Origin of the sequence: Nocardiopsis halotolerans DSM 44410 (genome assembly GCF_000341065.1) — a bacterium.
GTDB classification, from domain to species: domain Bacteria; phylum Actinomycetota; class Actinomycetes; order Streptosporangiales; family Streptosporangiaceae; genus Nocardiopsis; species Nocardiopsis halotolerans.
Genome location: NZ_ANAX01000121.1, coordinates 1 through 19119 on the forward strand (window position 1 = coordinate 1; position 19119 = coordinate 19119).

Consider the following 19119-nt stretch of genomic DNA (forward strand, 5'->3'; position numbering starts at 1 on the left):
CGCGTACAGACCCCAGTCCCGGGCCCTGGCCAGCTCCTGTTCGGTGCGGCCGGGGGCGTCCGCGTCGAAACGGACCGGTACACGCGTGGTGACCAGGCCGTGGGTGCGTTCGGCCAGGTCCTGGGCCTCCCGCGGGGACCAGCCGAAGTCGAAGGCGGTGACTCCGGCGCGTTCGGCGAGGACCGCCAGGAAAGCCCCGCGCACACGGGCGCGGTCCTCCGCGCACATCGGGAGGAAGGCCAGTTCGAAGCGGTTGTAGTGTGACGCCCGCGCGGAGAAGTCGTCGGCGTCCAGCGGGATGGTCCGCACGTCCGCGAGCCGGTCGCGCCACCTGTGCTCGCTGCCGCGCAGACCGGGCTGCGCACGCTCGACCCCGTCGAGGAACCCCTCACCCGGCGCGGGTACCGGTTCGCCCGCCCGCAGGCCCAGCCGCTGCGCCGCGCCCCGTCCGCTGAGCGCGTCGCCCTCGGTCGAGGTGAAGTCGCTCAGGACCATGTCGGCGTCGGCCGCCGCGATGCGGATCTGCGAGTCGGTCACGCTGAGCGTGGTCGGGCGGGGGTACTCCTCGTCCCGGTCGAGCGTGCGGATCTGGCCGACGAAGACGGCGTCCCGGTCGGTCGCGAACGCGGGAACGCCGACCGGGTTGGGGAAGGAGCCGAAGTCCATCGCCTTGGACAGGCGTCCCGCCTCGGCCGCCGTCATTCCCGCGTGTACGACGCCGCCGCCGGCCATGCGGTCGGCACGGGCGAAGTAGCGCCGCGTCGCGGCGCCGTCGGTGGCCACCGGTTCGGGGACGCGCCCCTCGGCCAGCACGGGGACCATCTCCGTGAACAGGTCGACACCGACCTGCGCGGTCTCGTAGGTCAGGGAGAGCGCGGTGGACAGGTCGCGGACCGGGAACCAGCGCTCGGCCACCACCGCTCCCGCGTCGACCCGTTCCGTCATCAGGTGCCAGGTCGCCGCGTGCCTGCGCACACCCTCGTACAGCGCCCAGGAGGCGATGTTGCTGCCCGCGAACGCGGGCAGGGGGCCGTCGTGGAAGTTCAGCGCCGCGACCCGCGGCAGGGACAGGACCTCCGCGGACAGGACACGGAAGTTGACGATGCTGAACAGGAGGTCGAAGGGCTGTCCGGCCAGGGTCTCCGCCAGGTCGCCGCGCGGGTCCATGAGTCCGATGTCCCGCTCACGGGCCCACCGTTCCACCGCCGCGTCCTCGGAGAGGACCCCCCGGATCCGGACACCGTGGGAGAGTAGCGCCTCCGCACAGGCGACGAGGACGCGCGTGCCTCCGATCAGGTAGCAGTCCACGCTCATGCCCCGCCCTCCGCGTTCCGCGTGTGGCCGAGGACCCAGGCGTCGATCTGCGCCACGACCTCCTCGTCCAGGGACAGCTGCCCCGGGCTCCACCTGGGGTTGGACAGGCCGCGGTGGGTGCGCTCGCACAGCTCCCAGTCCTCGTAGTTGGCCTTGTCCCAGAGGGCGAACACGGGTTCGTGGGAGAAGCTCTCCTTGGCCGTCTCGGTCGGGTGGAACAGCCAGAAGTGGCGGACGACGCAGGAGCCGGGGCTCTCGGGCCACACCCACTGCATCATCACGTAGTCGGTGGTCAGGCCGAAGAGCAGGTTCGGCAGGATGGTGATCCAGTTGACCTTGCGGCGGTCCTCCGGTGGAACGAGCGGCATGGGCGCGCGGTCGCTCCGCCCGGTCGTGGAGATGGAGTTGTACCCCTCCCGCAGCATCTGCCAGGCCCCGACGATGTCGTCGCCCTTGAGGTCGTAGGTCCCCGCGGCGTCGAAGTCGGTGACCTTGTGCAGGTCCTTGTGGGCGGTGGGGAAGTGGAGGCTCTCGTTGACGTTGTGTGCGACCAGCTTCCAGTTGGAGGCCACCGGGTAGTCCTTGTACTGGACGCACCTCAGGTCGGCGAGTTCGTAGGCGTTGGCGAACCGGTCGAACTCGCCCAGGGCCTCGTCCAGGTCCGGCGGGTCCTCCGCGAAGCAGACGAAGACGATGCCGTGGCGGATCTCGGTGCGCACCCGGAGCAGACCGTTCTCCTCCTTGTCGAAGAAGTGGTCGAGGTAGGTGCCGTTCAACGACCTGAGCGCGCCGTTGCGGTTGTACACCCAGCAGTGGTAGATGCACACGAGGCTCTGCCGCTTGCCGGCGGCCTCCTCCACCAGCTTGTACCCGCGGTGGCGGCAGTAGTTGTGGTACGCCTGGATCCCCTCGTCCCCGCGCAGCAGCAGGAGGGACCCGCTGCCGATGTTCAGCGTGGTGAAGCACCCGGGTTCGGGGAGCCGGGAGACGTGGTCCACCGGTAGCCAGCGGCGGCCGTAGATGTCGCGCATCTCGCGAACGAACTGTTCTTCGCCGGTGTAGAACTCGTGTGACTGGCCGACACCACCGGTGTCGAAGTACTCGCGTTCCTCGTTCTGCTCGCTGATGAGGTCGAACATGCTGGATGCTTCGGACATGACGGCTCCCAGGGACGGGGGACGGGGGCGACGCGTGGGGGAAACCGTCCGGCGCGGCGGGTCCGGACGGCGTGGTGGAGGGAGAGGGGGGAGTGCGGGGCCGCTCAGGCGGTCGGGTCGTAGACGCGCTCCTCCTCGGGAACGCCGGTCTCGTCGTAGAGCCGCTGGAGCCCCTCGGGGGAGAAGATCTCGTCGCCGTGGACGGTGCCCGCGATGATGCCGAGCATGGTGTCGGTCCACTTCTGGCTCTGGCCGATCGCGCCGAGGGTCGCCCGGAAGAAGGGCGGCAGGTCCAGTTCGGCGAGGGTGCAGGTGAAGTCGTAGACCGACTCGCTCTCCTCGTCGCGGGTGGTCGCGTAGTCGGCGAGGGCCTCGTCCATGGGGCGCTCTCCGGACAGGCCCTCGTGCAGCCGGTCGGCGAGCATCTCGGCGTGCAGGAAGGCGTCGGCCATGCCCCAGCCGGTCAGGGGGTCCTTGTGGTAACCGGCGTCTCCCACCAGCGCCCAGCCGGGGCCGTACGCGGTCCGGTAGTAGTTGTCGGGGTTGCGCATCGGCCGGAACGGCTCCACCCGCTCGCCCTTCTCCCGCAGCTCCTTGCCCATCTCGGGGACCACGTCGTCGAAGGTCGCCAGGAACTGCTGTTCGGGGTCCTGGCGGAACTCCTTGAGGTGGGAGCGGTTGCAGATCACGGCGAGCATGGTCAGGTCGTCGTTGGTCGGCCAGGTGCCGATCCACCGTCGGTTGAAGCCGGTCTTGTGGTGGAGTCCCCAGTCCAGGCCGCGGTAGTAGGAGTAGTAGATGAAGTTGGCGGAGGGGCGCACGTTGTAGGTTCGGGCGCCGACCCGGCGCGCGACGGTCGAGTGGAAGCCGTCCGCCCCGACGACGACCCTCGCGCGCAGCTCGCGCTCCGGCCCCTTGTTCTCGCGTCCCCGGACGCCGACCACCCGGCCGTCCTCGAAGAGCAGGTCGGAGACGCTGAAGTTCTCCACGACCTCCGCGCCGGCCTTGCGCGCACCGGTGACGAGGGTGTCGTCGAGCAGGGTCCGGCGCGGGCAGTACACCGCGTCGACACCGTTGACCGGCTCGGCGAAGCCGTTCAGCTCGATGCCCTGGAAGGAGAAGTGCATCCTGCGGATGGCCGGGGTCCCGGCGTTGACGATGGTGTCGAGCAGTCCCCAGTCCTGGAGCCTGAGCAGAGCGGTCTGGTGCAGGTAGTGGGTGGAGACGGTGTCGCTGGGGAACGAGGCGCGATCGAGGACCAGGACGCGGTGTCCCTGTCGTGCGAGCAGCATCGCGGTGGGGGAGCCGGCGCAGCGCGCGCCGACGACGATGACGTCGTACATCTTCACCTGATTCGTTTGTGGGCGGTCGGCGCGGGCCGTGGGAGGCGCCGCACCGAATGCGGCCGCGACACACCCGGAAGCTGAAAGCGCGGCACGGAGTTCTCAAGCCCCTCTGGCCTGCTCTGCAATCAGCGACCCCAGGAGCGGAACAAATCTGACATCAGTCGCAAAAAGAAGTCAAAGGACGCTTCGTGTCGTGACGAATGCACAGAGTTCCGCCGGGAAAGCCGTTCGAGAAAGAAGCTGAGGAAGTGTGCAGGTGAAGCGCTGGCGGGACACGCGGGACGCTCGCGAGATGTGCCCCATTGCTGTGGTGTGGGTCACATCGGAAAGCGATTGCCTTGTCTGACCAGGTGCGATCGCCAGCGCAGTGTCATGCGCCGCGCACTTTCGGTAGTATGTGCAGGCCGTGTCGACCACTTTTGCGGGGCGGTCCGAGTGTCAGGAACGCCCTCGGCGCGGCCGTTGGGTAAAACCGTGATCAGTTCTCCGGGTGCGTGTTTGCGAACGTGTGTATGTACGGTTCGTGGGCGCGAGGGGATGATCGCACGGCAGCGATGTTCCAAGGTTCCCCTAACCGCCCAGCGCGGACCGCAAAGCGCGATCCCGGGAACTGTTAGTGGAATAGTGACTCACTCTTCCGGGGGTGTCTCGATTCGCTTTTCTGGGAAGTAGTGCACGTTTCAAGTATTTTACATTAAAGGTGCGATCATATTTTCCGGATCTGGACGGCCGAAAATCGAAAAAACGCCGCCGTCCCAGAGGGCGTGGAGACCTACGGGGCACCTCCCCCGACCTGAGCCCGTGACGGGACGCCGCACCGGTCCGGTCGGGTGAGAAGCCCGAAGTCTTGGACCGCTTCCCTGTCCACGTGCCGCCCGCACGGGGACCCTCCGGGCCCGGCGCGCGGTCTGTCGCTCGTCGAGGATGCTGCCGTGGAACAGGTCTCCCACGACCTGGATTCGCCGCACCCCTCCGAGGACGCCGCTACGGATGGCGATGACGGACAGACGGACGGCCGTGAGCGCGAGCACGGCACCAGGAACGTCAGGGCACCGGTCGGCGCCTCGGCGTGGTCCACCTGGACGCCGCGCGTCGGGGAACCGGCCGGGAACACGACCGCCGCCAGGAGCACCAGTCCGGGCCCGTGCCGCTCGCGGGGGGAGAGGCCGGGTCAGGCTGGTGAGGAACCGTCGGGAGGCGTCAGCGTCCTGGGCATGGGCGGGATGGGCTGGTCCCGACGCGCTTTGTTGCCGACGGGTCGGGGCTCGCGGTCCTCGGTGACGCAGCGGAGAGCCTCCCAGGCGGCCAGGCGGCCCGCCACGCGGAAGCTCTCCGGGCCGGAGTCGACCTCGTGCCAGAGGGCGTCGCGCAGCACCACGCGGGCGGCGAAGGCCGGTTGGCCGCCGCCCGCTTCCTTCCAGATCTCGCGCGCGCCCTCGGCGAAGGCGAGGGTGAACTCCTTCGGAAGCGGCTCCACGGGGCGGAGACAGACCTCGGGTAGATCGTCGGCGAAGGCGAGGTCCGCGCCGCCGTCGGGGAAGGGCTCGAAGTCAGCCCAGACCACAGCGAAAGTGCAGGGGCAGGAGGTCTGCTTGATGTGGCGGACGAACACCCCGGTGACCGGGCGGGGCAGTGCGGGCGGACGCCGGCGGCCGGTGCTCACGGGCACCTCCTCCTCAGGTGTCGCAGCTCTGGCAGCGGCGTGTGGCGATGCGTTCGGTGTTGCCGTGGGTGGCGCGGGCGGGGGAGCTCTCGCTGATGCGGCGCCACAGTTGGGGTTCGGGGTCGGTGATCCAGCCCCACAGCGGTGCCTGGATCTCGGAGTCGGACTGGTGGGGGCAGCCCGGGCGGTGGGCCACGCCCCGTGGTGAGACGAGGATGGTGTCGCCGGGGAGGTGCGCGTCCCCCAGGGGCGTGCCGGTTCTCTGCTCGTGGGTGCTCCGGTCCCCGCGTGTGAGCGAGCACGCGCAGCCGCCGCCTATGGGGAGTTCGCAGAAATCGCAGCGTTCCATGGCCCCGATGATGCACGGTCCCTGTGACGAACGGGTTCCGCGTCCGGTCCCCGTCGGCGCTTCGTGTGGCCACCGGGACAGGAGTGGCTTTCCACAACACGCGAAGGGGATGGGCCGAAACCGTCCGCGGTGCCGAGGACCAAAACCCCGGAACAGGGTGGAAGCAGGCACCCGAACAGCGGTTTCGACCTCGCGCGGTCTCCTGAGCAGCACTCCGGGTAGCCCCGGCGTATGACCATGACACGCAGTCAGCAGGACACGGACACCGTCACGACACGGATCGTCGACTACTACGACGGTCGCAAAAGGGCCTGGGTGAAGGAGGCGATCCGGCTGCTGCACGCCGACGCCACGCGGTCGGCGGACACGCACGTCTTCCAGTTCCCGCTGCCCAGGGACTGGGGTATCGACCTCTACGTCAAGGACGAGTCCGTCCACCCCTCCGGAAGTCTGAAGCACCGCATGGCGCGGGCGCTGTTCCTGCACGCGCTGTGCACCGGATGGATCGAGCCGGACACGCACGTGTTCGAGGCCTCCAGCGGCTCCACGGCCGTTTCCGAGGCCTACTTCGCGCACCTCCTGGGCCTGAGGTTCACGGCGGTGGTGCCCAGGAGCACCAGCCAGGAGAAGGTGGAACTCATCAGGTCCTACGGGGGAGTGGTGACCAACCCCGGGGAGGACGGCGACATCGAGAAGGCCGCCGCCGATCTGGCCAGCAGGGACCCCAAGGGCCACTTCATGGACCAGTTCACCTACGCCGAGCGCGCCTACGACTACCGCGACGACCACAACGTGGCGGCGACGATCTTCCGGCAGATCGCCGAGGAGCGCCACCCCGACCCCAAGTGGATCGTGGCGGGCGCGGGTACCGGGGGCACGAGCGCGACCATCGGCCGACACATCCGCTTCAGCCGCCGTGACACCCGGGTGTGCGTCGTCGACCCGCAGAACTCGGCGTTCTTCCCCAACTGGACGGCCAACCAGGGCCACCCCAAGAGCCGGTGGCCCGACCCCTCGGCCTGGACCAAGGGGAGCCCCTCCCACATCGAGGGCATCGGGCGCCCCACGGTCGAGCCCTCCTTCCTGCCCGCCGTCGTCGACCGGATGATCTCGGTGCCCGACGCCGCCTCGATCGCGGCCATGCGCCTGCTCCTGTCACGGCTGCGCCACCGGGCGGGCCCCTCCACCGGTACCAACCTGTGGGGAGCGTTGCGGATCGTCTCCGAGATGCTCTCCGACGGGGAGCAGGGCAGCGTCGTCATGCTCATGTGCGACCAGGGCGAGCGGTACATGCACAACTACTACGACGACACGTGGGTCGAGGAGAAACTCGGGTTGGACCTGAGGCCGTACACCAAGGCGCTGGAGGACTTCCTCTCGACCGGCCGCTGGAACGAGCCCGTGGCCCCCGCCGTACCGGAGGCGAGGAAGGCCTGAGGAGGGTTCCGTCTCCGGGCCGGGGGGACGCCACACCCGTCCGGGGCGCCTACCCGTGTGGGCGCTCCAGTGTGGGCCCAGCCGAACAGGGCGGCGCGGAAAGCGTGGGCGGAGCGCGGATCCCCGACCGGTCACGGCTTCCGGCGCTCGTCCCCCTCGGACGGGTCGGGCGGGGAACCGGACCCGGTCGCGCCGTCCTCCTCCGGGGCCGCGGCCGGTTTCTCCTCCTCCCTGGGGGTGGAGAGCAGGGGATGCTCGGCGACCTCGTAACGCCGGATGTAGGTGCCGAGGAACGCCTGGAGGCTCGCGCCCATCGGCAGTGCGAGCAGCGCGCCCGGAGCTCCCAGGACGGCCACGCCCGCCAGGACCGAGCCGAACGCCACCGCGGGGTGCATGTCCAGGGTCCTGGCGGTGATGCGGGGCTGGAGCAGGTAGTTCTCGAACTGCTGGTAGACGACGACGAACACCAGCACCCACACGGCGGGCCACACACCCTCCAACAGCGCCACGAGCACGGGCACGGCACCGCCGACGTAGGTGCCGACGGTGGGGATGAACTGCGAAAGCACGCCCACCCACAGCGCCAGGGCGAACGCGAAGGGGATGTCCAGCAGGGCCAGCACCACGTAGTGCGCACCCGAGCAGACCAGGGCCAGCAGCGCCCGGGAGTAGAGGTAGCCGCCCGTCTTGCTGATCGCGATCTCCCAGGCCCGCAGCACCTCGCGCTGGGTGCGCGGCGGCAGGACCGAACAGGTCACGCGGCGGAAGCGCGGCCCGTCGGCGCACAGGTAGAAGGTGAAGAGCGCGATCGTCAGCGCGTTGAAGAGCAGCGCCAGGACCGTCGTCCCGGCTCCCCAGACGTTGTTGGCGATTCCGGAGGCGTACTGCTCGATCACCCCGCTGGCCCCGGAGAGTTCGCTGAGGAGGGTGGTGGGGGAGTAGGAGGTGCCGAACGTGGTGTTGACCCAGTCCAGCACGGCGCGTGCCATCGCGGGCACCTCGGAGACGAAGGCCAGGACCTGACCGACCAGCATGGACCCGAGCAGGCTGAGGAACGCCATGGTCAGCGCCAGCGCCAGGAGCATCACCGCGCCGGTGGCCAGCCCGCGCGGCCAGCGGCGCCGGTGGAGCCAGTTGACCGCGGGTTCCAGCGCCAGTGCGAGGAACAGCGAGATCAGCAGCAGCATGAGGAGGCTCTGCAACCGGACGAACAGCCACAGGGCGAGGCCGAACGCCGTGACGAGCCACAGGGCCAGCAGCATGGCGCGGGGGAGCCAGGGCGGCATGCCGCCACCGCGGTCGGGGCGCGGGGCTCTGGGCGGTGCGGTACTCGTGTGCAAGCCGTTTCTTCCTCACTGTGGGCGGTACGCGACGGGGACCCCGCCGCCTACCGCGATCGTTCCCGACCCACCGGACGATAGCGCCTGCCACGTCAGGAAGCCGTGAACGAGGTTCCGGCGGCCTTCGGCCCCCTCCGCCACCGCTTCCCTGTCCCTGGTGCTCCCTACGATGCCGTCATGGACACGAGTACGGATGTGTGGGCGGGAGTCCGCGAGAGGGTACGGGAACTGGCGGGGGCGCCCGGAGCCGAGGAGGTGCTCGGAGCCGCGGCCCACGGCTTCGAACTGCTGGACCCGCTGACGCCCGAGGAGTTGGCGGAGCTGGAGGGGCAGGTGGGCACGCGCCTGCCGACGGGGTACCGGGAGTTCCTGCTTCAGGTGGGCGCGGGCGGAGCCGGACCCTCCTACGGCGTCTTCCCCGTGGTCAGAGGGGCGGACGGCCGGTGGCGGTGGCACGGCGACGGCGCGGACCTGACGGAGCTGAGGCGGCTGGCGGAGCCCTTTCCGGTCACCGGCCCCGCCCCGGGGAGGCTGGCCGCCCTGCGGGCCCGGGAACCGCGCGAGGAGAACTTCGGGGACGTCGAGCAGTTCGACGTGGTCTACGAGGCCTGGGACGCGCGCATGGCTGACCTGCTGTGGTCCGAGGAGCGTACGGTCGGGGCGCTGTGCCTGTGCCACCTGGGCTGCGCGCTGCGGCGGGGGCTGGTCGTGTCGGGGCCCGAGGCCGGGCGTGTGTGGCACGACGGCCGTGTCGACGACGAGGACCTCCGACCGCTCACCGGTGGGGACGGCACGCCCCTGACCTTCACCGACTGGTACCTGGGATGGCTGGAGGAGGCCTTCCGCACCGCGGCGGTCCCGACCTGACACGGAACCCCGGGGAGGAGATCCTGCGGGAGGGCGGCGTTCGGGGCGTCCCCGGGGAGGGGCGGTCCCGGCCGTCTGTCCGGAAGCGGCCATACGAGGCCCGGTACGGCGGAAGAGCGCTAGCGTGGCCGGACATGGGCGACTCCGACACCCCTTGGAACCACTCCTCCTGGATCCGGGACCGCGCCAACCTCGTGGACCGCGTGTTCGCACGGGGGCCGAAACGCGTGGCCGACGAACTGGCCGAGCGAGTCCCCGACACCGCGGATCCGGCCTCCGCGCCCGGAGGCCTGAGGAGGCTGCTCCTCACCGTGCGGCACCGCACCGTCAGCTGGGAACGGGGCGGTGACTGGGCGGAGGAGGTCGTGCTGACCCTGTGGGACGTCGCCACGGGAGAGCAGGTGGCCAGCACGTGTTCGCGGACGAGCCGCAGGGAGGAGACGGGGATCGACCACCCGGGGGATCTGGTCGTGGGCCGTGCCCTCCTGGCCTGGTGCGGCGGCGGAGTGGTCGCCCTGCACGACGCCCGCACCCTGGAACCCCTCAGCCGCACGAGGGTCACCGGGGACTTGAACCGGGTGGCGTTCTCCCCCGACGAGCGCTCCCTGGCCGTCACCGGCGACGCCGGGGTACGCGTCTACGACGTGGTCGGCGGTGAGGCCTTTCCGGCGTAGCGGGTCGGCCGGCTCCGGCCGGGCGGGCGCGCGGGGCGCGCTTCTCACCGGTCCGGGCGGGCGCGCCGTTCACGGCTTCGGTAGCCTTCTCGACGACCCGTCCGATCATCCGAACACCTGAGGGTGAGCCCGGTTGTACGCAGGTACCTTCTCGATCGTCGCCCACGACGCCGCCACCGGAACGTGCGGTGTCGCGGTCAGCAGCCGGATGCCCGCGATCGGCGCGCTGTCGGTGTTCGCCCACGCGGACGCGGGCGCGGTCGCCACGCAGGCGCTGATCAACCCGCTGCTGGGCGCGGACGCGCTCGAACTGCTGCGGTCCCACACCGCCGAGGACGCCCTGCACCGGGTTCTGGGCACCGACCCCGCCGCGGACTCGCGGCAGGTCGCGATCGTCGACCGCGAGGGGCGCGCCGCCGCGCACACCGGTTCGCAGACGCACCCGTGGTGCGGCCACCGGGTGGGGGACGGGTACGCGGTGGCGGGAAACATCCTCACCGGCGCCGACACGCTCGACGCGATGGCGGAGCGGTTCGAGGCCGGTGCGCGGGAGCGGATGGACGAGCGCCTGCTGGGCGCCCTGGAGGCGGGGCAGGCGGCCGGTGGCGACAGGCGCGGCAGACAGAGCGCCGCGCTGTACGTGCACACCGGTCACCCCTACCCCTACCTGGACCTGCGGGTGGACGAGCACCCCGACCCGGTGGCCGAGCTGCGCCGGGTCCACGGGGTCGCCGAGCGGGAACTGCTGCCGTTCGTGGAGGCCATGCCCACGCGCGAGCACCCGGCGGGGCGCTTCGAGCGGCTGTTGGACACGGGCGACCACTGAGGCCGCCGTCCGCGGCCGTCGTACCGTGCGGTGGCGGGCACGACAGTCCCCAGGGCGCCTTCACCACCGACGGCGTGGACCTGGACAGGCGTCGTGCATGGTCCACCGGCAGGTGGGCTCGGCCGTGAACCCCTGGTGCGGTTTCGGCGTCGAACCCCGTTGTCGGTGGACGTCCCCCCAGGGAGAAGAGGTACCAAGCCCGTGTTCGGAATCCTGCGCCCGTGTCGGCACACGCTGTCCGACGGACTGGCCGAGGAGTGGATGTCACACATGTGCGGGCTGTGCCTGGCACTGCGCGACGACCACGGCCAGGCCTCCCGGATCGCCACCAACTACGACGGGCTGGTGGTGTCGGTCCTGACGGCGGCGCAGTCCCGGGACTGCGCGGGCACGCGCCGGGCGGGCCGCTGCCCCCTGCGCGGCATGCGCGGGGCCGAGGTCGCCGACGGCTCCGGCGCCCACCTGGCGGCGGCGGTGTCGCTGATGCTGGCCTCCGCCAAGATCACCGACCACATCGAGGACGGTGACGGCCCCTACGCCCGCCGCGGCGTGCGCGCGCTCGCCGGGAAGGTGGCCGCGCGCTGGCGGCGGGACGCACGGGAAGCCGGTTCCGGGCTCGGGTTCGACGGTGCCGAACTGGTCGCGGTGGTCGACCGGCAGCGGGAGGCCGAGGGCGCGGCGGGACCCGGCACCGACGTCCTGACGGTGACCCGGCCGACGGAGGAGGCCACCGGTGAGGCGTTCGCGCACACCGCGGTCCTGGCGGGACGCCCCGGCAACGTCGAACCGCTGCGCGAGGCGGGGCGCCTGTTCGGGCGCGTCGCGCACCTGCTGGACGCGGTCGAGGACCGTGAGGAGGACCGGAAGAAGAACGCCTGGAACCCGCTCACGGCCACCGGGACCGGACCGGGCCGGGCACGTGAACTGTGCGACGACGCCGTGCTGGGCGTCCGGCTGGCGCTGGAGGAAGCCGAGTTCACCGATGACCGCCTGGTCCGCGCGCTCCTGGTGAAGGAGCTGCACCGCGCGGTCGACCGCTCCTTCGTCCACGCCGGGTACCCCCAGGAGCCGCACCACCACGACCCCCACCGTCGCCAGCATCACCCGCCCCACCAGCGGCGGCGCGGGGACGACGGCGGATACGCCTACGACGAGGAGTACGGAGGCTCCGGCTCCGGCGGAGGCGGGGACAAGGGGGGCTGCTGTAGGTCCTGTTCGTGCGGCACCCCCGAACTGCGGTACCCGCCCAAGCCGAGGGGCGTCCTGGGAGGCTGCGCGGCCGCGCTGTTCATGTGCTGCACCTGCCAGTTCTGCTGCCGCGACCCCCACCCCGGGCCGTGGACGGGTAAGGCACGTGATTCCTGGTGCGAGGCCTGCGAATGCTGTGACTGCTGCAATTGCTGTAATTGCTGCGACCTGTGACAGGTCCTCACGAACAGCGGCCCGGACCGGTGTCCTCCCTTTCGACGGCCGGTCGCCCCCGCGGCGCCGCGAACCGCTCCGCGAGGGCCTGGGCCTCGTCGTAACCGGGAACGCCCTCGGGGAGGGGGAGGCCCGACGCCACCGCCTCGACCGCCGTGAGGGCGCCGTGCAGGGCCGCACGGAAGAGCAGTGAACCGCAGCTCACACGGCGCACCCCCAGCTCGGCGAGGACCGGAAGCGGCGGACCGGCGGGGGAGTGGAGGACGTTGAGCGGAACGCGCAGGGCACCGACCAGGGCGGTGATCCCGTCCTCGTCGCGTAGGCCGGGGACGAACACCCCGTCGGCCCCGGCCTCCTCGTAGGCGGCGGCCCGGTCGGCCGTCTGTGCGGTGTGCCCGGGCAGCCACCAGGTGTCGGTACGGGCGTTGAGGAACAGTGACGGCGCGGCCTCCTTCACCGCCCGGATGACCGCCTGCTGTCGCCCGACGTCCGCCAGTTCGCCGTTCGGGAGGCCGTCCTCCAGGTTGATCCCCGCGATCCCCGTCCGCTCCAGTTCGGCGGCCAGCGCGGCGACCAGCGAGGGCGACCCGCCGAAGCCGTTCTCGACGTCCACGCTGACCAGTACGTCCAGCCGGGACAGGCCGCGGGCCAGCCGCAGCGTCTCCTCACGTGTGTGTCCCCGGCCGTCGGGGAGCCCGGCCGCCGCGGCCACGCCCAGGCTGGGGGGCCCCNACCCCGCGGCGGCCAGGGCGGCGGCCGACGCGTGGTCCCAGGCGTTGGGCAGCAGGAGGGGAGCGTCCCCCTGGTGCAGGGCACGGAAACGCTTGCCGGGGGCGTCGTGGGAGGCGGCGGGAACGTCGGTGCGACCGGTGGCGTGCGCTGATCGTGAGGTCATGGGGCGACGCTACGGCCGCGTCGTTTCGGTCCGCGCCGAAGTGACGTCGTCGGGGGAACGGCGCCCGGCCGCCCCCGCGCCGGTCAGTCGTTCCCGCCACGGCTCCTGACCGCGTAGCCGTACTGGTCGGGCCACGTGGGACGCACGCCCAGCTCGGCGGCGGCGCGGTGGGCCCAGTAGGGCTCGCGCAGCAGCTGGCGGCCGAGCATCACCGCGTCGGCCCGGCCGGAGGAGACGATCTCCTCGGCCTGACGGGGCTCGACGACCAGCCCGACGGCGGAGGTGGGGATGCCCGCCTCCTGGCGGGCGCGCGCGGCGAAGGGCACCTGGTAGTCGGGGCCGACGGGGATCCTGGCGTCGTGCACCACGCCGCCGGTGGAGACGTCGAGCAGGTCCACGCCCCGGGCCTGCAACTCCTTGGCCAGCAGGACGGTGTCGTCGCCGGTCCAGCCCTGGCGGGTGTCCTCGGGGTCCTCGTCCAGCCAGTCGGTGGCCGAGGTCCGGAAGAGCACGGGCAGGTCCTCGGGCCAGACCTCGCGGACGGCCTCCACGACCCGCAGCGGAAGGCGCATGCGGTTCTCGATGCCGCCGCCGTAGGCGTCGGTGCGGTGGTTGGCGGCGGGGGAGAGGAAGGAGTGGAGCAGGTAACCGTGTGCGCCGTGCACCTCGGCGACCTGGAAACCGGCGGCCAGGGCGCGTTCGGCCGAGGCGGCGAAGTCCGCCACCAGCTGGTCGATCTCCGCCTCCGTCAGCTCGTGCGGAGTCTCCAGCCCGGGGAAGGCCTCGGCGCTGGGGGAGACCGTCCGCCAACCGCCCTCGGCCTCGGTCAGGTGCCCTCCGCCGAGCCAGGGCCTGTCCGTGGAGGCCTTGCGTCCGGCGTGGGCGAGCTGGACGGCCGCGACGGAGCCGTGGGAGCGGATGGCCGCGGTGACACGGGAGAAGGCCTCCTGCTGGTGGTCGTTCCACAGGCCCAGGTCCCACGGGCTGATGCGTCCGTCGGGGCGTACCCCGGTGGCCTCGGCCATCACCAGCCCCGCGCCTCCGACGGCCCGGCTGGCCAGGTGCGTGAGATGGAAGTCGGTGGGTGCTCCGACCCCGGTCCCCTCCGGGGCGGCCGAGTACATGCACATCGGGGACATCCACACGCGGTTGGGGATGGTCAACGACCGCAGGGTCAGCGGGGTGAACAAGGAGCTCACGGTGCGTCCTTCGTGTCGGCGTCATCGGTGGCGGCCACGGGGCCGACTTCGTACGTTATCCGTCGTATTACGAAGGTTGTCAAACTACGACAACCCTCGTACTTTGTGGTGTGAGTCGCGTCAACGGAGGATTCAGGGCATGTCCAGGACCAGTCAGGCCACGCTCGGGCGGCGGCTGTATCACCCCGACCGCGACGAGATCCGCCTGGAGTCGGTGCTGAGCGCGCTGTCCGACCCGATCCGTCTGCGGATCGTGCGCGAGTTGGCGCGGGGACACGACGACATGGCCTGTATCGCCTTCGACCTCCCGGTGAGCAAGTCCACCTGCACGCACCACTTCCGGGTGCTGCGCGAGGCCGGGGTGATCCACCAGTACTACGAGGGGACCTCACGCATGAGCCGACTGCGTGAGGACGACCTCGAGGCGCGGATGCCCGGTCTGCTCAGCGCGGTCCTGGGCGCCGCGTAGGGAGCCGCCGGGAACGCGCGAGCCCGGTCCGGTGGGCGTGGGATCACCGGCGTGAGCCGGTCAGCGCAGGTGGGAGGCGCCGTTGACGTCCAGGACGGCGCCGGAGGACCACACGGCCTCGGGCGAGGCCAGGTAGCGCACGGCGGAGGCCACCTCCTCGGGGGTGGCGACACGGCCGAAGGGGCTGTCGGCGCGGACCTCGTCGGTGAGACGGTCGGTCACCCGTTCGGTGTCCACGAAGCCCGGTGCCACGGAGGCGACGGTGATGCCGTGCGGAGCCAGGGCCACGGCCAGGGACTGGCCCAGGGAGTGCAGGGCGGCCTTGCTCGCGCCGTAGGCCGGGTGGTCGGGCTCGCCCCGGTAGGCGCCCCGCGAGCCGACGTTGACGATGTGGCCGCGCACCCCGTTCTCGATCATGTACCGGGCGGCCAGGTAGCTGGTGTTGGCGGCGCCGGACACGTTCACGTCCAGGGTGGTGCGCCAGGCCTCCCGCCACTGGTCGTAGGAGGTCGTGGCGAGGGGGTGGGCGGTGTTGACCGCGGCGTTGTTGACCAGCACGTCGAGCCCGCCAAGACGCGTGGCCGCCTGCTCGACCAGGTCGGCGGTGGCGTCGGGGTCGGCGAGGTCGGCCCGGAGCAGGACGTGTCCGTCGCCCGGTAGACCGGCCAGGGTGGCCTCGGCCTCGGCGCGGCGGGTCGCGTGGTGCACGGCGACGCGGTCGCCCCGCTCGGCGAACGCGGTGGCGACGGCCCTGCCGATGCCCCGGGCGGCGCCGGTCACCAGGACGGCGCGGCTCACCGGGGCGGTCTTGTCAGGGGAAGTCGTCCGATCGTGTGACATGGAGGGCACTCTACTGCGGTGACCGTCAGGGTTCACCGGTCGCCCCGTGCGTGGCGAACACCCGGGTTCGGGCGCCTCAGATCACACCAGCAACGTATCTGGTCAGTACGTCCAGCCCGTCGTCCGGGCTTTTCACGACGTACGCCCTCTTCTGCATGGTTTCGTGATCCCGGGGAAAGGGTTCCTGGTCCGTCACCGTCCACGATCCCCCCGGTGAGGGTGGATCCCGTTCACCGGAGGCCGCGTGCCCCCGGGGGAGGTCCGCGTTGTTCCAGCTGATCGTCTTCGCCACCGGTGCGCTCCTCGGAGTGTTCATCATCGTGACGGGTGTCCGGCACCAGGCGAGGACGCGGAAGGTCGTCGAAAGGTGGCGCGCGGGAGACCTCACCGAACTGGAGGCCACCAGTGACTGGCTGGCCCTGCTCCTGCGCCTCCACAGGACCGTGATCGTGACCATGCTGGCGATCGCGGTGCTCGTCGGCGTGGTCGTGGCGCACGCGTCGGTCGTGGACGTCTGGGACGACACGACGACCTACCAGGTTTTCGTGCTGATGTTGGTGCTGATGACGAGCGTGTGGTGGCGCGGGAGCCTGCACGGCCGCATCGACTCGTTCCGCGCCAGGGTCCGGGAGCTCTCCTGAGGCCGTTGCCACGGTGCGGCCGGAGGACACCGGAGTCCTGGCCCCGGCGAGGGACAGACCCCGCTGGTACTCGTGGGACCGCAGGGGCGCCGTGGAGCGTCCTGGGTGATCACGCCTGACCACCTGTACCTCGGGACGCCACAGGCCATCCCACACCTCACTGGCGTCCGCCGGGTCGCGGGGACGGAACGGCGCCGCGGTGCGCCCCGGCCGACCGCGACGCCTTCCGAACCCTCAGGCCCGCGAGGACCCCTCGCGGACGATCCGCCGGTGGAAGAAGGCGAGCGCGCCCGTGGTCAGGGCGAGTCCGGTCGCGGCGATCGCCACGGCGTAGAGGGGTTCCAGACCGGTGGTCGGTACCAGTTCGGGCGGCAGCATGACGCGGGGGTCGCGCAGCGCCCGCAGCGTGGTGAGGGAGTCCCACGCCGCCCAGCCCACGAAACCCAAGGAGACCGCGGCCTCCGCGGCCAGGAAGCGCCGGTGCGTGGCGAGGAAGGTCCACCCGCCGATGTGCCGGGCGAAGATGGTCTGGGCCCGGGCCCGCACGTGGATGACGCACGCCGCGATCCCCGTCAGCAGCAGGACCGCGGTCGCGGCGACCAGGTTGAACGCCTCGACGCGCAGCAGGGTGAGCTGGGAGGCGTGGGCGGCGGCCGCCTTGTCGACGATGGGCTGGACCGCCTTGACGTACCGGGCCATGCGAGGGTCGGACTCCCGCGCCTCCTCCACCACGCCGGGGTCGGGGAACAGCACGGACTCGTGGGTCATGTAGGTGACGTATCCGCCGTCGGACAGGACGGCCCCGTTGGGCAGTGCGACGACCACCGGGTCGCGCGCGAAGGGGATCTCCGTCGTGCCGAGGGGATCGTTCGACCCGTACGTGAACAGGCTCTGGCCGTCGGCCGAGGGCAGGATCTCCACGTCCGCACCGACCTCCTCGCCGCCGCTCTGGAGGCGTAGCCAGTCCGGCATGGTGCGCGCGATGGCCGCCTCGTGGGAGGCGTGGGCCCCGGGGAGCAGGACGCGGACCCGCCCCTCGGAGTCGGGGCCGTAGCGCTCGCCCGAGGGCGACACGACCTCCTGCTCCGCCAGGTAGGTGTCGTTGACCACGAGCACGTCGAAGCCGGGGCGCCGCGAGCCGATCGGCACGAGGGACCCGGGCGCCTGCAACTCGGCGATGACGACCCGGCCCGCGCGGTCGGCCTCGCGCAGCCAGGGGCCGAGGAGGGAGTCGACGGCCGCGAAGTCGTCGGATCCGACACCGCCGCTGAGGGCGACGTGCGAGGTCTGCCCGGTCCGCGCGAACGCCTCCAGCGCGGCGCCCTGTTCCCGTGTGGTCTGCGCCAGGTGGACGACGGACCCGAGGACGGACAGGACCAGGAGCAGGACGGGTACGCGCACCAGGTAGGCGCCCGCCTGGGTGGTGCGCTCGGGGAGGCGGCCCCCGAGCGCGGGCAGGACCGCGGTCATGTGCACCACGCCGAGGACGGCGGCGTGCGTGACCAGGGCCGCGGCGGTGAAGATCCCGACGAACGCCAGGGCGACCAGGCAGAAGAGGTCGAGTTGGTTCCACCCGTTGTAGAGGCCGAGGAAGGCGAGTGTGGCGGCGGTGACGCAGGGCAGGGCCACGCACCACAGCCGGGCCACCCGGACGAGGTCGCCCAGCAGGATCCGGCCGTAGGAGCGCCCGTGCAGGCGTTGGACGGCGTAGTCCCCCGACCCGAGCAGGATCCCCGCGCTGATCGCGGTGACGCCCACCAACAGCGCCACGGCCAGGACGTTGAACAGCGGACCGCCGAGGAAGGAGTGCCACAGCCGGGCCTCGGTCGCGCCGACGCTCGGGCTCAGACCGTGTTCGGCGAGGGCCTCGGTGAGCACCCGCGCGTTCGCGGGATCGCCGAAGACGAGGTAGTGGCCGCGTGTGCTGGGACCGGCGAACTCGTCCATGGGGTGGACCCGCAGTTCCAGGGTGTGGCCGAAGGACGGGTATCCGTCGGTGAGCCAGTCGGCGTGGCGGGAACCGGGGTCGCCCACCGCCAGGTACATGTGCCACAGCGACTCGGGGTGGTTCACGTCCGGGGTGGTGAAACCGATGGCGACGCCCCGTTCCGAGGCCACCTCCTCGACGGTGCGCGCGATCCGCGCGCTGTCGGAGGTGCCGTCGTCGTCGACGATCCGCACCGAGGCCGAGTGGCGCGCCGTGGGTAGCGACATCTCCCACGTGGCCAGCAGCAGCGTGGTCAGGAGCGCGGCGAGCAGGAGGAACGCCGTGTGGGCGAAGGCGATGGTCCGGTGGGGCATGGTGTCCCTGGCGTGGTGGGGGAGGGGGCTGAGGCCCGTTCCCGCGTGGACCTCAGCCCTTGGGGCTCGCTCGGGCGCCCCCGGGCGGGGGTGGTTGCGGAGCGCGGGCCTCGGACGACACCGCTCAGCGGGTCCGGGCCCGGACCCGGTTATCCGCAGTGCCTCCAGTAGGTGTGGTTGCTGATGTAGTCGCGGGGCGCGTCCGCCCGGGCCATGTAGCCCGGCAGCATCGCCGCGGACCGGATGGTGTAGATGCCGTCCGCCGTGGACCCGTGGCAGCGCGTGGAGTGGAAGTAGTTGGAGTACACGGTTCCGCTGCCGGGGATGCCCGTCATCCCGTGGTACCAGGTTCCGCCGCCGACGTAGCTGATGGCGGGGG

Annotated in this window: 18 protein-coding genes; 7 read left to right on the top strand and 11 right to left on the bottom strand. The window is 71.5% G+C overall.

All coding sequences use genetic code 11. The features are described from left to right. From D455_RS0109150 to D455_RS0109170, 5 genes are all read right to left on the bottom strand, one after another. Window positions 1–1314, bottom strand: a 1314-nt coding sequence (locus D455_RS0109150) for a formyltransferase family protein (RefSeq protein WP_017570426.1), incomplete at its 3' end; no start/stop codon positions are given. Next, a complete protein-coding gene (locus D455_RS0109155) occupies window positions 1311–2471 on the bottom strand; it encodes an aromatic ring-hydroxylating oxygenase subunit alpha (RefSeq protein ID WP_206539259.1) in 1161 nt (386 codons plus the stop codon). The genes D455_RS0109155 and D455_RS0109150, both read right to left, overlap by 4 nt. A 104-nt stretch (window positions 2472–2575) precedes the next feature. After that, window positions 2576–3814: an NAD(P)/FAD-dependent oxidoreductase gene (locus tag D455_RS0109160; RefSeq protein ID WP_017570428.1), complete on the bottom strand. Its 1239-nt coding sequence runs from the start codon at window positions 3812–3814 to the stop codon at window positions 2576–2578. A 1174-nt stretch (window positions 3815–4988) separates the two neighbouring features. Continuing rightward, window positions 4989–5480 (bottom strand): hypothetical protein, encoded by a 492-nt coding sequence (locus tag D455_RS0109165; protein WP_017570429.1) that lies wholly within the window; start codon window positions 5478–5480, stop codon window positions 4989–4991. Between the two features lie 13 nt (window positions 5481–5493). Then, complete coding sequence (locus tag D455_RS0109170) at window positions 5494–5829, bottom strand: hypothetical protein (protein WP_017570430.1); 336 nt, start codon at window positions 5827–5829, stop codon at window positions 5494–5496. Between the two features lie 231 nt (window positions 5830–6060). Here D455_RS0109170 and D455_RS0109175 point away from each other — a divergent pair, with 231 nt between their 5' ends. Then, a complete protein-coding gene (locus D455_RS0109175; RefSeq protein WP_017570431.1) occupies window positions 6061–7266 on the top strand; it encodes a PLP-dependent cysteine synthase family protein in 1206 nt (401 codons plus the stop codon). Between the two features lie 131 nt (window positions 7267–7397). Here D455_RS0109175 and D455_RS0109180 read toward each other — a convergent pair whose 3' ends face one another. Next, complete coding sequence (locus tag D455_RS0109180; RefSeq protein ID WP_017570432.1) at window positions 7398–8552, bottom strand: AI-2E family transporter; 1155 nt, start codon at window positions 8550–8552, stop codon at window positions 7398–7400. A 231-nt stretch (window positions 8553–8783) separates the two neighbouring features. Here D455_RS0109180 and D455_RS0109185 point away from each other — a divergent pair, with 231 nt between their 5' ends. The 4 genes from D455_RS0109185 (at window position 8784) to D455_RS0109200 (ending at window position 12395) form a co-directional block, all read left to right on the top strand. Next, window positions 8784–9473, top strand: coding sequence for an SMI1/KNR4 family protein (locus tag D455_RS0109185; protein WP_040684755.1), 690 nt, complete (start codon window positions 8784–8786; stop codon window positions 9471–9473). A 134-nt stretch (window positions 9474–9607) separates the two neighbouring features. Then, window positions 9608–10147, top strand: a complete 540-nt coding sequence (locus tag D455_RS0109190) for a WD40 repeat domain-containing protein (protein ID WP_017570434.1) — start codon at window positions 9608–9610, stop codon at window positions 10145–10147. A gap of 133 nt (window positions 10148–10280) precedes the next feature. Beyond that, window positions 10281–10973 carry a DUF1028 domain-containing protein gene (locus D455_RS0109195; protein ID WP_017570435.1) on the top strand — a complete coding sequence of 231 codons (693 nt, stop codon included), beginning with the start codon at window positions 10281–10283 and terminating at the stop codon, window positions 10971–10973. Between the two features lie 201 nt (window positions 10974–11174). Further along, entirely contained in the window at window positions 11175–12395 is a 1221-nt protein-coding gene (locus D455_RS0109200) for a DUF5685 family protein (RefSeq protein ID WP_017570436.1), read from the top strand. A gap of 7 nt (window positions 12396–12402) precedes the next feature. Here D455_RS0109200 and D455_RS0109205 read toward each other — a convergent pair whose 3' ends face one another. Both D455_RS0109205 and D455_RS0109210 read right to left on the bottom strand, forming a co-directional pair. Then, window positions 12403–13290, bottom strand: a complete 888-nt coding sequence (locus D455_RS0109205; protein WP_017570437.1) for an isocitrate lyase/PEP mutase family protein — start codon at window positions 13288–13290, stop codon at window positions 12403–12405. Window positions 13291–13373: 83 nt separating this feature from the next. Beyond that, window positions 13374–14489, bottom strand: a complete 1116-nt coding sequence (locus tag D455_RS0109210) for an NADH:flavin oxidoreductase/NADH oxidase (RefSeq protein WP_017570438.1) — start codon at window positions 14487–14489, stop codon at window positions 13374–13376. A 139-nt stretch (window positions 14490–14628) separates the two neighbouring features. Here D455_RS0109210 and D455_RS0109215 point away from each other — a divergent pair, with 139 nt between their 5' ends. After that, the gene (locus tag D455_RS0109215; RefSeq protein WP_017570439.1) at window positions 14629–14958 is read left to right on the top strand and encodes an ArsR/SmtB family transcription factor; all 330 of its coding nucleotides are present in this window, start codon (window positions 14629–14631) and stop codon (window positions 14956–14958) included. A gap of 60 nt (window positions 14959–15018) precedes the next feature. Here the strand turns inward: D455_RS0109215 and D455_RS0109220 are convergent, their stop codons facing one another. Further along, entirely contained in the window at window positions 15019–15798 is a 780-nt protein-coding gene (locus D455_RS0109220) for an SDR family NAD(P)-dependent oxidoreductase (protein WP_152487038.1), read from the bottom strand. Window positions 15799–16064: 266 nt separating this feature from the next. Here D455_RS0109220 and D455_RS0109230 point away from each other — a divergent pair, with 266 nt between their 5' ends. Then, window positions 16065–16439, top strand: a complete 375-nt coding sequence (locus D455_RS0109230; protein ID WP_017570442.1) for a hypothetical protein — start codon at window positions 16065–16067, stop codon at window positions 16437–16439. A gap of 234 nt (window positions 16440–16673) precedes the next feature. Here D455_RS0109230 and D455_RS0109235 read toward each other — a convergent pair whose 3' ends face one another. Both D455_RS0109235 and D455_RS0109240 read right to left on the bottom strand, forming a co-directional pair. Continuing rightward, complete coding sequence (locus D455_RS0109235) at window positions 16674–18740, bottom strand: hypothetical protein (protein ID WP_017570443.1); 2067 nt, start codon at window positions 18738–18740, stop codon at window positions 16674–16676. Between the two features lie 149 nt (window positions 18741–18889). Beyond that, the coding region (locus D455_RS0109240; protein WP_017570444.1) for a lactococcin 972 family bacteriocin at window positions 18890–19119 on the bottom strand (230 nt) is incomplete at its 5' end.

What these genes read in the sequence shown, in the direction of transcription:
- D455_RS0109220 (WP_152487038.1), bottom strand. Translation starts at nt 15,798, where the DNA reads ATGTCACACGATCGGACGACTTCCCCTGACAAGACCGCCCCGGTGAGC.
- D455_RS0109155 (WP_206539259.1), bottom strand. Translation starts at nt 2,471, where the DNA reads ATGTCCGAAGCATCCAGCATGTTCGACCTCATCAGCGAGCAGAACGAG.
- D455_RS0109160 (WP_017570428.1), bottom strand. Translation starts at nt 3,814, where the DNA reads ATGTACGACGTCATCGTCGTCGGCGCGCGCTGCGCCGGCTCCCCCACC.
- D455_RS0109185 (WP_040684755.1), top strand. Translation starts at nt 8,784, where the DNA reads ATGGACACGAGTACGGATGTGTGGGCGGGAGTCCGCGAGAGGGTACGG.
- D455_RS0109215 (WP_017570439.1), top strand. Translation starts at nt 14,629, where the DNA reads ATGTCCAGGACCAGTCAGGCCACGCTCGGGCGGCGGCTGTATCACCCC.
- D455_RS0109190 (WP_017570434.1), top strand. Translation starts at nt 9,608, where the DNA reads ATGGGCGACTCCGACACCCCTTGGAACCACTCCTCCTGGATCCGGGAC.
- D455_RS0109175 (WP_017570431.1), top strand. Translation starts at nt 6,061, where the DNA reads ATGACCATGACACGCAGTCAGCAGGACACGGACACCGTCACGACACGG.
- D455_RS0109180 (WP_017570432.1), bottom strand. Translation starts at nt 8,552, where the DNA reads ATGCCGCCCTGGCTCCCCCGCGCCATGCTGCTGGCCCTGTGGCTCGTC.
- D455_RS0109235 (WP_017570443.1), bottom strand. Translation starts at nt 18,740, where the DNA reads ATGCCCCACCGGACCATCGCCTTCGCCCACACGGCGTTCCTCCTGCTC.
- D455_RS0109170 (WP_017570430.1), bottom strand. Translation starts at nt 5,829, where the DNA reads ATGGAACGCTGCGATTTCTGCGAACTCCCCATAGGCGGCGGCTGCGCG.